Origin of the sequence: Flavobacterium tibetense (assembly GCF_003293845.1) — a bacterium.
GTDB lineage: Bacteria > Bacteroidota > Bacteroidia > Flavobacteriales > Flavobacteriaceae > Flavobacterium > Flavobacterium tibetense.
Genome location: NZ_QLST01000002.1, coordinates 231,118 through 244,268, shown reverse-complemented (window position 1 = coordinate 244,268; position 13,151 = coordinate 231,118). Strand labels below are relative to the sequence as shown.

Annotated in this window: 14 protein-coding genes; 6 read left to right on the top strand and 8 right to left on the bottom strand. The window is 32.4% G+C overall.

The window, feature by feature from the left end; genetic code table 11:
* The 3 genes from DPN68_RS02855 to DPN68_RS02845 form a co-directional block, all read left to right on the top strand.
* Positions 1–419: T9SS type B sorting domain-containing protein (locus tag DPN68_RS02855; RefSeq protein ID WP_133256557.1), on the top strand; the 419-nt coding region annotated here is incomplete at its 5' end.
* Between the two features lie 5 nt (positions 420–424).
* Complete coding sequence (locus tag DPN68_RS02850) at positions 425–1,429, top strand: PorP/SprF family type IX secretion system membrane protein (protein ID WP_113988079.1); 1,005 nt, start codon at positions 425–427, stop codon at positions 1,427–1,429.
* A 60-nt stretch (positions 1,430–1,489) separates the two neighbouring features.
* Positions 1,490–2,008 (top strand): gamma carbonic anhydrase family protein, encoded by a 519-nt coding sequence (locus tag DPN68_RS02845; protein ID WP_113988078.1) that lies wholly within the window; start codon positions 1,490–1,492, stop codon positions 2,006–2,008.
* Here DPN68_RS02845 and murI read toward each other — a convergent pair.
* The 8 genes from murI to DPN68_RS02805 form a co-directional block, all read right to left on the bottom strand.
* Entirely contained in the window at positions 2,005–2,787 is a 783-nt protein-coding gene (murI, locus tag DPN68_RS02840) for a glutamate racemase (RefSeq protein WP_113988077.1), read from the bottom strand. The genes DPN68_RS02845 and murI overlap by 4 nt on opposite strands.
* 69 nt (positions 2,788–2,856) lie before the next feature.
* Entirely contained in the window at positions 2,857–3,360 is a 504-nt protein-coding gene (locus DPN68_RS02835; RefSeq protein ID WP_113988076.1) for an OmpH family outer membrane protein, read from the bottom strand.
* Between the two features lie 33 nt (positions 3,361–3,393).
* Entirely contained in the window at positions 3,394–4,371 is a 978-nt protein-coding gene (locus DPN68_RS02830) for an OmpH family outer membrane protein (protein ID WP_113988075.1), read from the bottom strand.
* A 104-nt stretch (positions 4,372–4,475) separates the two neighbouring features.
* Positions 4,476–7,094: a BamA/OMP85 family outer membrane protein gene (locus DPN68_RS02825; RefSeq protein ID WP_113988091.1), complete on the bottom strand. Its 2,619-nt coding sequence runs from the start codon at positions 7,092–7,094 to the stop codon at positions 4,476–4,478.
* A 4-nt stretch (positions 7,095–7,098) separates the two neighbouring features.
* Complete coding sequence (locus DPN68_RS02820; protein ID WP_113988074.1) at positions 7,099–7,842, bottom strand: isoprenyl transferase; 744 nt, start codon at positions 7,840–7,842, stop codon at positions 7,099–7,101.
* A gap of 1 nt (position 7,843) precedes the next feature.
* A complete protein-coding gene (gene porG / locus DPN68_RS02815; RefSeq protein WP_113988073.1) occupies positions 7,844–8,527 on the bottom strand; it encodes a type IX secretion system protein PorG in 684 nt (227 codons plus the stop codon).
* 100 nt (positions 8,528–8,627) lie between these two features.
* A complete protein-coding gene (locus DPN68_RS02810; RefSeq protein WP_113988072.1) occupies positions 8,628–9,512 on the bottom strand; it encodes an NAD kinase in 885 nt (294 codons plus the stop codon).
* 5 nt (positions 9,513–9,517) lie between these two features.
* A complete protein-coding gene (locus DPN68_RS02805; protein WP_113988071.1) occupies positions 9,518–10,177 on the bottom strand; it encodes a CBS domain-containing protein in 660 nt (219 codons plus the stop codon).
* An 88-nt stretch (positions 10,178–10,265) separates the two neighbouring features.
* On the opposite strand from DPN68_RS02805, the gene DPN68_RS02800 reads away from it, so the two are divergent.
* The 3 genes from DPN68_RS02800 (at position 10,266) to DPN68_RS02790 (ending at position 13,133) form a co-directional block, all read left to right on the top strand.
* Positions 10,266–10,979 carry a pyridoxine 5'-phosphate synthase gene (locus tag DPN68_RS02800; RefSeq protein WP_113988070.1) on the top strand — a complete coding sequence of 238 codons (714 nt, stop codon included), beginning with the start codon at positions 10,266–10,268 and terminating at the stop codon, positions 10,977–10,979.
* Positions 10,980–10,989: 10 nt separating this feature from the next.
* Positions 10,990–11,751 carry an alpha/beta fold hydrolase gene (locus DPN68_RS02795; RefSeq protein WP_113988090.1) on the top strand — a complete coding sequence of 254 codons (762 nt, stop codon included), beginning with the start codon at positions 10,990–10,992 and terminating at the stop codon, positions 11,749–11,751.
* Positions 11,752–11,873: 122 nt separating this feature from the next.
* On the top strand, positions 11,874–13,133 hold the full coding sequence (locus DPN68_RS02790) for an OmpP1/FadL family transporter (RefSeq protein WP_193477825.1): 1,260 nt from the start codon (positions 11,874–11,876) through the stop codon (positions 13,131–13,133).
* Positions 13,134–13,151: the final 18 nt, after the last annotated feature.

Sequence of the window (13,151 nt, the reverse complement as noted above, 5' to 3'; positions counted from 1 at the left end):
GTGTAACAGGCGGAACAGGAACGTTACTATATCAGTTAGATGATGAAGGCTTCCAAGAATCAAATGTTTTCACTGGCGTTTCAGCAGGATTACATACAGTGACTGTAATCGATACACAAGGATGTACATATTTGACTATAGAAGTATTGGTAATAGATTACCCGCCATTTTTCACACCAAATGGAGATGGATTTAACGATACTTGGAATATTATTGGATTACAAGACCAACCTGAAGCAAGAATCTATATTTTTGACAGATATGGTAAACTGTTGAAACAAATTAGCCCACAAGGACAAGGATGGGATGGAAGATTCAATGGGGCGGAATTACCATCAACAGATTACTGGTTTACAGTAGATTATTTAGAAAACGAACAACCAAAAACATTTAAAGCACATTTCTCATTAATACGTTAACTAAAATGAATTTTAAAAGAGGATATTTATTTTTAGCATTTTTACTGTCGCAATTGGCATTTTCACAAGAAGGTGTTGCGGTATATTCAGATTATTTATCGGATAATTATTATTTAATTCACCCGTCAATGGCAGGAGCTGCTAATTGTGGAAAAGTAAGGTTGACTGCTCGTCAGCAATGGATGGGGCAAGAAAATGCTCCAGCATTACAAACCGTTAGTTTTAATACTGCTCTAGATGAAGATGGTATTTCAGGAATGGGTATGATTATTTTTAATGATAAAAATGGGTATCATTCGCAAAGAGGAGCTAAGTTAACTTATGCGCATCATTTGAGATTTTCAAGAAGTACGGCAGATTTAAATCAATTGTCTTTTGGGTTAAGTGGAGCGTTTGTGCAAAGTTCAATTGATGGTACTGATTTCGTTGAATTTGATCCAAGAATTGTTCCAGGTGTAATTCAGAAAGATGCTTATTTCAATGTTGATTTAGGAGTTTCTTATCATTATATGGATTTCTTTACTCATGTAACAGTTAAAAACTTTTTGGCTAACCGAAGAGAATTGTACACTGAAGAAATTGAGTCTGATAACTTAAGAAAAATTTTATGGAGTGCAGGAGCCGTTTTTGGAGATGCTGATAAATTATTATTTGAACCTTCATTTATGTTTCAGTGGATTCAAGAAACAAAAGAACGAACAATTGATTTGAATTTGAAAGTATATAGAAATCTTGATTTTGGAAGAATGTGGGGTGGTTTGTCTTACAGAAGAGCTTTTGATCAAGCAGAATATTTAGCAAGTAATGGATCATCAATTGAAAGACAACGTTTGCAATATATAACACCAATCGTTGGTGTAAATTATAAGAAATTCATGTTTGCTTATACCTATTCACATTTGTTAGGCGATGTTAAGTTTGACAATGGAGGATTCCATCAAATTACTCTAGGATTTGATGTATTCTGTAGAGCTGCTGAATGGGATTGTAACTGTCCAGCTGTAAACTAATTGATTTAATAATATATTAATTTGTCCCGATTTTTTCGGGACATTTTTATTACCCATAATATGATAATAAAATCGGTAAATGGAAAATCACCACAAATTCCAGAAGATTGTTATATAGCTGAAAATGCTACGATTGTTGGTGATGTAAAAATTGGTGACCAATGCAGTATTTGGTTTAATGCTGTTGTTCGTGGTGATGTAAATTCAATAACTATTGGAAATAAAGTTAATATTCAGGATGGTGCTGTAATTCATTGTACGTATCAAAAACATCCGACAGTAATTGGTAATAATGTATCGATTGGACATAATGCAATTGTACATGGCTGTACCATCCATGATAATGTTTTAATTGGAATGGGAGCTATTGTAATGGATAATTGTGTTGTTGAAAGTAATGCAATAGTAGCTGCGGGTTCGGTAATTACACAAAATACAATTGTTCCATCAGGAACTATTTATGCAGGAGTTCCAGCAAGAAAAGTGAAAGATATAGACCAAAGTGATTTTGCTGGAGAAATTGAAAGAATTTCTAATAATTACGTAATGTATTCGGGATGGTTTAAAGATCAAGATTAAAAATCGCGATAGAATACATTATTTTGTCTTTGAATTAAGAGTGATAAAACTTCGGGATTTCCATTGGAATAAAAAATAGTTTCTCCTTTAGTAATTTCTAGATTTAAAATATTGTTTTGCTCTAAAACAAATTTGGTTTGTCTAGCAACTGCTTCTCCAGAATCGATAATAGTTACATTTTTTGGTATTATTTTTTTAATTTGGGGAATTAAATAAGGATAGTGACTGCATCCCAAAACCAGATAATCCATTTTATTGGCAATCATTGGTTTTAAATATTTTTCTAGTAACTGCTTTGTTTCGGAAGAATCTATCTTGCCATTTTCGATTAATTCAACCAAGCCGTGGCCAATTTGCTCCATTACTTGTATATTGGTAAACTTAGAGGCTGTTTCGTGAAATAATTCGCTACTCAATGTTCCTTTGGTTGCTAAAATTCCAATGACATTAGATTTGGTGTTTATTGCGGCTGGTTTAATTGCAGGCTCAATGCCAATGAATGGGACATCATATTTTTTGCGTAACACTTTTATAGCATTTGTGGTGGCAGTATTACAAGCTACTACAATAATTTTACAATTCATCTCCAATAAAAAATCTGTGTTTTTGCAACTCAAATGAATGATTTCTTCTTTGGTCTTTTGTCCATAGGGAGCATTTTTACTATCAGCGAGATAGATCGTATTTTCATTTGGTAGCAGGTTGTTGATTTCTTTCCAAATGGAGGTTCCTCCTACACCAGAATCAAAAAGGCCTATTGGGTTTGAAGTGTTGTTCATAAAACAAATGTAAAAAAAAACTGCTCAAAAGGATGATTTTTTGAGCAGTTCAATTAAATATTTTTTGATTTAGAATCCTAATTCTTTTTTAACATCTGGTAAAAGGTTAGTTCCGTTTGCAACTAAAACACCACTTCCATTTGTTGCGTCAAGAACATATTCAAATCCTTTAGCTTTAGCTACTTTTTGAATTGCTGCTTGCGCTTTTTCTAAAATAGGCTTTAATAAGTCCATTTCTTTTTGTTGTAATTCTTTTCCAGCACTTTGTTGGTATTGTTGAATACGACTACCCATATCTTGCATTTCTTTAGTACGAGCATCGTTTGTTGCGTCGCCAGCAGTAGGAGCTTCTTGTTCGTATTTTTGAATTTTTGTTTGGTATTCTTGAACCATTGTACGATATTCTTTGTCGTACTGCTCTTTGATTTTATCTAATTGCGTTTGTGCCGTTTTCATTTCAGGCATGCTAGTCATTAGTTCTTGAACATCAATGTGCGCAACTTTTGTTTGTGCATTTATTTGTGTTCCTACAAAAAGGATTAATGCGATTACTAAGGTTTTAATTTGTTTCATGTTAATTTATAATTTAATTCAGGTTTATTAATACTAATCTTTTTTTTCGTTTTCTTTTGCTTTTTTAGCAGCTTCTCTTTCTTCAAGAATTTTTTTTCTTCTCTCTTCCAAAGCTTTTTTTCTTTCCTCCGCTTTTCTAGCTTTTTCTTCTTCGACTTGTTTTCTTTTATCTTCTGGGCTTACAGTTTCAACAGTTTCTTTGTTGTCTTCTTCTTTAGCTTCTGGATTATCCTTTTCAATTACTGTGCCACTTTTCTTAGCATCTCTTTCTTCTTGTAATTTTTTTCTCTTTTCTTCAGCTGCTTTTTTTCTTTCTTCAATTAATCTTTCACGTTCCGCTTTCTTTTCTTCTAACAATTTTTCTCTGGCTAATTTTTTTTCTTCAAGTGCGGTTTTTCTTGCAGCTAATTCAGGGTTTTCATCTTCCATGTCTTCAAGAGCCTCTTTGCTTTCTTGCTCTTTTAATTGTTTTTTGGAAAGTTTTTCTCTGTTTTGAGCTCTACCAATTGCACGTATAACTTGCTCGCTTATGTCAAATCTTTGAGCGGCAAATAAAATGGTTAAATCGGAAGATTTATCAAAAATAAAATCATATTTCTTTTGTTCTGAAATATCTTGAATAGCAGTAAAAACTTGATCTTGGATTGGTTTAATTAACATCGTTCGTTGAACGATTAAATCACCAGAAGCGCCAAATCTTTTTTCTTGATACTCTAAAAGTTCTTTTTCTTGAAAAGCAATTTCTTCTTCCCTTTCTTCAATTAACTCCTTTGTTAAAAGAACACGTTCTGTTTTTAAAGATTCTTTTAGTTTATTGATTTCGTTTCTTTTGATTTCAATTTCTTGTTTCCATTTAAGTGCCTTTTGGTCTAGTTGGTTTTTGGTTTCGGCATATTCAGGAACTTTTTCCAGAATATAATCCATATCAATATAGCCAATTTTCACACCTCTTCCTTGAGAGTATGTCAAAAAAGTACTTGCTAAAGTAAAGAGTAAAACTATTTTTTTCATGATAAGTTTTTAAATTTCATTGAAAAAATTGCAATTGTAAATTATTCCGAAAGATATGAAATATTTCTAATTGTCAATTTCCATTTATTAAAAACGTTTAAATACTAAAATTGTTGTCCAATTATGAAATGGGTTTGCCATCCGCTTTTCTGATTTGTACCTGGAATATTATCAAAACCATTAGCAAAATCTATTCCTAATAAACCAAATGCAGGCATGAAAACTCTCAATCCAAAACCAGCCGAACGTTGAATTGCAAAAGGGTTATATTTTTTAAAATCGTCAAATGCTGCTCCTCCTTCTAAGAAAGCAAGTCCGTAAATAGTAGCTGCCTGTTTCAGTGTTATAGGATATCTTAATTCTAATGAAAATTTATTATAGATTGTGCCACCATCAACACTAGAAAGCGAGTTGTTAGGGTATCCACGTAATTGAATTACTTCCCTGCCATCAAGCGCAAAGTTAGCTAAACCGTCACCACCAACATAAAACCTTTCGAATGGGACTAAACCTCTTGCAGAATCGTAAGCTCCCATAAATCCAAACTCGCCAAGTGATCTTAGAACTAATTTTTCATAAATTGTGGTATACCAATCTGCCTTAAACTTTACTTTGTAATATTCTAACCAGTTAAATCTTTTTTGATCAATTTTTCCTTGATCTGCTGCAGCATCTCGAAAATCTGTTACTGGATTTCCTGAAGCATCTAGATAAGTTCCTGCAGGATAATCTGCACCATTAATTGTAGTAATTGTAGTGGTTTTTACTTTATACTCTTCTAAGTTCTTAAGATTTGCATAGTCAATCCCATTAAATAGAGAGTATGGAGGAGTAAAGCGACCTGAAACTGCAAACTCTGAACCATAGGTAGGATAGATTGGATTAACTCCTTTACTATTTCTACTCAATCCAATGGTGTAAGCCATATTTCTTGATGAACCATCTCCAAACTTGAATAATCCTGTATTATAATTGTTTAAGTCATAATATTGGAATGTAAAATTATGAGATAACACAAAATAATCATCAGGAAATCTTAATCGCTTAGCAATGCCAACATTCAATGAAGTGATGTTAAAACTTTTGTTTCTATCAACATTTCTTGATCTAAAGTCAAATAAAAACTGTTTACTTTGAGAAATAGAAGCTGAGAAGTTTACTGGTTTTTTTCCTCCTAACCAAGGCTCTGAAAAAGACAAACTATAGGTTTGAAAAAATTGACTTCCTTGTAAACGCAGAGCCATTCTTTGTCCATCACCCATTGGTAACGGTTTGTAAGCATCTTTCTTAAAGATATTTCTGGCAGAGAAATTGTTGAATGAAAGACCTAAGGTTCCGATAAAACCTCCACCACCATAACCTCCTTGTAATTCAATTTGACTTGAACCTTTCTCTACAACGCTGTATTCTATATCAACAGTTCCTTCTTGAGGATCTACATTTTTGAAATCGGGCTTAATTGCTTCTGGATCGAAAAAACCTAATTGACCAAGTTCACGAATAGATCGCATTAGTAAGTCTTTACTGTATTTTTGATCTGGTCTAGTTTTAATTTCTCTATAAATTACTCGGTCATTCGTTTTGTCATTACCAATAACTGTAATTTTATTGAAGTAAGCAATAGGGCCTTCAGTTATTCTTATCTCAAAATCAATTGTATCGTTTGCTGTTCTTACTTCGACGGCATTGATGTTTGAGAATAAATAACCATTATTTTGGTATAAATTAGTTAAGTCTTGTCCGTCAGGTTTGGTTTGATCCGCAATTCTTTTTTGCAAGAGAACTCCGTTGTAAACATCACCTTTTTGAATTCCTAAAATTCGGTTTAATTGCGCATCAGTATAAACACTGTTTCCTAGATATCTAATGTTTCCAAAATAATATTTTCTTCCTTCTTCAAGATTTACTTTTATATCAATTTTGTTTTTTTCTTTATTGTAAGATACCGTATCTGATGTAACTCGAGCATCTCTAAAACCGTTTTCTTTGTATTTGTCAATTACTTTAGTTAAATCTTCTTGATATTTATCTTTAATGTATTTAGAAGCTTTAAATATGCGTATTGGATTTTTTTGCTTCGTGTTCTTAAAAGCTCTTTTTAACTGCCCATTTGTAAACTCTTCGTTGCCGTTAAATGTTATTGAAGATACTTTTACTTTTGTTCCTTTATCGATGTTTACTACCATTTTTACTTCAGTTGAAGTAGAGTCTTCTATTGTGTTAATAAATACTTTACTGTTATAATAACCGTCTTTTTTGTATTTATTTTCAATATAGTTTTTGGTCGTTGTAATTAAATTTTCGTTTACAATTTTACCCTTTTTAAGGTCAATTTCTTTAATTAAATCTTCCGCTTTTCCTTTTTTTATTCCATTAATCTTAATGTCCGACAACTTTGGAAGTTCATTAATGTTAAGTTCAAGGTAAATGCTATCTCCTTTAATTTCGTTTACATAAAAGTTGACGTCACTAAAAAGCCCAAGTTTCCATAGTTTTTTTATTGCGTTACTTATGTCTTCTCCTGGTACAACGATTTTTTGTCCTTTTTCTAAACCTGTAAATGTAACTACGGTTTGCTCGTTATAATTTAATTTTCCCGTTACTTCAACATCGGCTAGAATGTATTCTTTTCCGCTTTCGAGTTTTGTTTCTTGTGCAACTAATTTTGTACTATTTCCTAAAACTATAAAGGCAAAAAGTAATTGTAAACTTTTTTTAAACATTTTTTTATTCTGAAATTTGTTCGCTTGTTTTTCCAAATCTTCTTTCTCTGTTCTGATAACTTAATATTGCTTCGTGTAAGTGTTCTTTTTTAAAATCAGGCCAAAGCACTTCAGAAAAATAAAATTCTGCATATGCTATTTGCCAAAGTAAAAAATTACTTATGCGATGTTCGCCACTTGTACGAATAACCAAGTCTACATCAGGCAGATTGTGTGTGTAAAGATGCTTATTAATAATTGATTCGTCAATAGCATCTAATGAAATTATATTATTTTTAACTTTATCGCTAATTTTTTTAACAGCTTGAACCAACTCTTCTCTAGCGCCATAACTTAATGCTAAAGTTAATGTCATCCTAGTGTTTGCTGCTGTTGATTCAATTACCTCTTCCAATTCTTTTTGAACTTTCGAAGGTAAATTTGTTAAATTTCCGATAGCGTTTAATCGGATATTGTTTTTTTGTAAAGTAGCTAATTCTTTCTTTAAAGAAGAAATTAACAGCTTCATTAATGTTTCTACTTCAAATTTTGGACGGTTCCAGTTCTCAGTTGAAAACGCATACAGTGTTAGATTTTGAATTCCTAATTCTGCACATGCTTCTACTGTGTTTTTTACTGATTTTGTACCGTTTTCATGCCCAATGGTTCTCAATAAACCCTTTTGTTTTGCCCAACGACCATTTCCATCCATTATTATCGCTAAATGGCGTGGTAATTTTTCTGGATTTATGTTGTCTTTCATTGTCATATTATTCTGCACAAAAACATGGATTGTCTCCAAAAGTATAGGTTAACGTAAAACCTGTAAACACATACCAATCTTTACTATTCAAGTTCCCAAATCGTACACTTTCAAAATTATCATTCTTTGGATTACTTCCATCCAAATTATCTGTGAATGTATATCTAGCACCAACTTCAAAACCTAAAATTAAATTTTCCAAAAACCTTGTTTTAATTCCAACTATCATGGGTATTGCAAAAGCACTATCTCTATAATCGGTTTCTGCCTTAGTTCCTAAAATGTACTTTTCATTATAAATAAAATGACTTACCCCAGTAAACACATAAGGAGTAAACAATGTTCCTGATTCATGCAAATCGAAATCAAAAAAATTGAATTCTAAACCTGCAGAAAATTCAGTAATACTATTTGTAAATGAAAATCCTCTTAAATTTCTACCAGGAACATCACTGTCTTTGTCATTTGCATTGATGTTTCCATGTTTTATTGAAAATCGGTAGGAGTGACGTGTGCTTCTGTTCCATTTGTACAACAACCCAAGAGTTGGTTCACTTGGAGCGATATAATCCGTTGGGCCAATGTCGCCAATGTAATTGGAACCACCTACAAATATGCCAATCTCATTAATTTGAGCTTTTGCACCCAAAAAACTTAGCAACAGAAATATGTAAACAACTAATACTTTCATTTTAAAAATAGTTTGCAAATATAACAATATAGATTTCACTACCACACAGATAGGAAATTTATTTTAAAAACGTAATAAAGTTGTTTTTTGTATACCAATTCTAATTTCTTTTATCTTCACCCCAAAGTAATTTTTTTCTAATGGTGTTTAAAAAGGAATCTTCATTGAATTCAATAATGCTGATGGTGAATGGTGATTTTTTGATATGAATCACAGTATCTTTACTAACTGCGTTAATTCTAGAATCGAGTGAAATCAAAAATTGTTCTTCTCTTCCCGAAATTTCAAGAGTGATTTCGGTATCATCTGTGATTACTAATGGTCTTGCGTTCAAATTATGTGGTGCCATTGGTGTAATAACTAAACTAGCTACTTCCGGTGTTAATAAGGGGCCACCGCAACTTAATGAATATCCTGTTGAGCCCGTTGGTGTAGAAACAATTAATCCGTCAGCCCAATACGAAGTTAACAATTCACCGTTCAAATACGTTTTTATGGTAATCATCGAAGTGGTGTCTTTCCTAGCAACAGTAACTTCATTAAGAGCGAAGTCTAAATCAGAAAAGCTTTCGTAAGATGGATTTGTGGTAATACTTAAAAGTGTTCGCTTTGAAACGTGGTATTCTTTGGCTAACAATTTTTTTAGTTGAATTTCAATATTTTCAAACTGAACGGTTGCTAAAAATCCCAATCTTCCAGCGTTAATTCCAATGATTGGAATATTTTTATCTCGAATATAAGTGGCTGCTTTTAAAATAGTTCCATCGCCACCAATACTAATCAATGCTTCAAAACTCGAATCTAATTCGTTAGAATTGTGAAAAACAGGAAAATCTGTAGTTACAATTTCTTTCTCTTTTAGAATTTCCAAAAAATGAGCTTCAAAAACAATTTGTACTTGGTGGGAATGTAATATGGTTAAGACTTTAGTAACAATTTCTGCGGTATTGCTTTGGTAATATTGTCCAAAAAGTGCTAATTTCATTTGACTTATATATTAAGGTATTTGTCTAAATAATCGGAACGTTCTTTTAAACTGTTTAGATAGGAATCTTCTTGGTGTTCCGAAATAATTTCATATTCATAACGGCGAAAGGTTTGAATAATTTCATTCATATCACTTTGGCTAATTTTAACCGTGATTTCTGCTTTTCCATTGCTGATATTGGAAATGAAAATTCCCAATATTTTTCCATTATTACTTTCTACTATTTGCGAAATTTGACTAAATGAAATTTGGGTAACATCCTTTTCTACTACCAAAATTCCGCCTTCTTCTTTAAGAAATGGTGTTTCATGAAGAAAACGAATCACATCTTCTAATTCATAGTAACCTAAATAATTGTTTTTTTCATCTAAAACAGGAACTAGATTCGTTTCGTTCTGAGCAAAAACTTCTAAAACATCTAACCAAATCATAGTCGAACGCACAAAAAAACGATTGAATTCAAAACGGTGTTCTTCAATTTTTGATATTGGACTAAAAATATCCGTGTTTTCTTTGCTTAAACATCCAATGTAAACATTCCCTTCCAACACGGGAAAATGCGAATAAGGCAATTCCAAGAATAAATCTTGTGCCTCTTCAATAGTGTCAGTGCTACTCAAAGCTTTGATATCGCTATTTAAAAAATGTAATAGGGTGTTCATCTTCGCTCGAAATTTTATGCAAAATAATCAAAAATACCTTATCCATACTAGTAATACTTTGTATTTTTGTAAAGTAAATAGAAATACAATGACAAAATTATCTGTAAATATCAATAAAATTGCCACATTACGAAATGCTAGAGGAGGCAATGTTCCGGATTTATTAAAAGTTGCTGCCGATATTCAGAAATTTGGTGCTCACGGAATTACCATTCATCCGCGACCTGATGAACGCCATATCCGTTACCAAGACGCAAGAGATTTAAAAGCAATTGTACATACCGAATACAATATTGAAGGAAATCCACAACACAATTTTATTGATCTGGTTTTAGAGTGCAAACCTACGCAAGTGACTTTGGTTCCAGATGCTATTGGAGCGCTAACTTCAAACGCAGGTTGGGATACTCTGAAACATCAATCCTATTTAAAAGAAGTCATTCAAGAATTCCAGCGCAATAATATTAGAACTTCTATTTTTGTGGATGCCAATGAAGCTATGGTAGAAGGAGCAAAAGCCACAGGAACCGATAGAATTGAATTGTATACCGAAAGTTTTGCACATCAATACGGTTTAGGAAATAAAGAAGGAATTAAACCTTTCATTCAAGCAGCACTAAAAGCGAATGAATTGGATTTAGGAATTAACGCAGGGCACGATTTAAGTTTGGATAATATTCGTTTTTTCAAAGAAAATATTCCCAATTTATTAGAAGTTTCCATTGGTCACGCTCTGATTTCGGAAGCCATTTATTTAGGTTTAGAAAATGTAGTGAACATGTATTTGCAAAAATTAAAATAAAAACAACATGATTTTACATTCAAAAATTGAAGGCGAAGGAAAACCGTTTGTTATTTTACATGGTTTTTTGGGAATGTTAGACAATTGGAAAACGTTATCTACTGAATTTGCAGCAGCCGGATTTCAGGTGCATGCATTGGATTTAAGAAATCATGGAAAAAGTTTTCATTCCAATGATTTTAATTACGAAGTAATGGTTGAAGATTTAAAACGTTACTGCGAATTTCATCAATTGGATCAAATTTTACTTTTAGGACATTCAATGGGTGGAAAAGTAGCTATGCAATTCGCATGTTTATATCCTGAAAAGGTTGAAAAATTAATTGTTGCTGATATTGGACCAAAGTATTATCCACAACACCATCAAACAATTTTAGAAGGCTTAAGTGCTATCGATTTTTCTAAAAAGCCAAGTCGACAAGAAGCTGATGAAACGTTAGCTAGTTATATAAAAGATGTTGGCACAAGACAATTTTTATTGAAAAGTTTGTATTGGGAGTCGCCAGGGCAATTAGCATTCCGTTTTAATTTGAAAGTATTTGTTGAGAAGATTGAAGCAGTAGGGAAGTCGCTTTCTGAAGAATTTCAATATGATAAACCAACATTATTTTTAAGAGGTGACAAGTCAAATTATATTTTGGATGCTGATTGGGATGCTATTAAATTACATTTCCCTAATGTGCAATTGGAAACAATTTCGAATGCCGGACATTGGTTACATGCTGAAAATCCACAAGAATTCTATTTAAATGTTATTCAGTTTATCAAATAATCAAAAAAATACTATGCATTCATAATATTTTTTATCAAAATATTGTTAATTCCATATTTTATGCTAATTTTGGTATATTGATAATATTAATTTCAACAAAAAAACTAACACATTTTTACATTATGAGAAAATTACTTTCTTTAACATTATTGGCTTTGGCTGGCTCAACTGCTTTTGCGGGTGGATATAGAGTTAGTATTCAAGGACAAAAGCAATTAGCAATGGGACATACAGGTGTTGCTGTTGTAAACAGTGCTGAAGTTGCTTTTTTTAACCCTGCTGGTATGGCTTACTTGGATAATAAATTCAATGTTTCGGTAGGTGGAAACGCTTTATTTGCTGAAACAAGATTTCAGAATTCACAGTACAATTGGACAGCTTCAACAAGTAATTTAGGAACTCCTTTTAGTGTTTATGCTACATACAGAATCACGGATTGGTTAACAGCAGGTTTAGCAGTTTACACACCATACGGAAGTTCTGTTGAATGGGATCAAAACTGGCAAGGAGCACACTTGGTAAACAATATTGATTTACAAGCAATCTTTGTACAACCAACGGTTTCTGTTAGATTAGGAGAGCATTTCAGTATTGGTGGAGGGCCAATTTATGCTAGAGGTTCAGTTAATTTTAATAGAAATATCACTCCTAATCCACTTTTATCCGATAATGGAGATCCAGCTGATGTTACTTTGGATGCTACTGGTATTAGTGCTTGGGGTTATAACTTAGGTATGATGTTTAATCCATCAGAAAAAGTACGTTTGGGATTGAATTATCGTTCAGAAATCATAATGGAAGCACGTAATGGAGACGCAACTTTTTCTGATGTGCCAGCTATAGCACAAGGAACTTTCAGTAATACAAGATTTAACGCAGACTTACCTTTGCCAGCAGAAGTAACAACTGGATTGTCAGTTCAGGTTTCTGAAAAATTATTATTAGCATTTGATTACAACTATACTTTGTGGAGTGTTTATGATGCTTTGGTTGTTGATTTTGAGAATAGTGTTCCAACATCAGTTAATGCTAGAAACTACAAAAACGCGAGTACTTATAGATTAGGAGCTCAGTATGTAGCAACAGATAAATTTACTTTTAGAGCTGGTTGGTATTTTGATGAAAGTCCAGTACAAGACGGCTACTTCGCACCAGAAACACCAAGAAATGATTCAATGGGATTCACTGGAGGTTTAACTTATCAAGTAAATAAGAAATTAGGAATTGATTTCTCTTTCTTATACTTGCATTTTGATGAGGTTAATAATTCGTATGACCATTATTCTGACCCAACTGCTGGAACTGGAGATATTTTGCCTTTTGGTGGAACTTATAAAAGTTCGGTTTTCTCTCCAGGTATTGGTATAACTTATGGTTTCTAATTTTAAAATATAAAGACA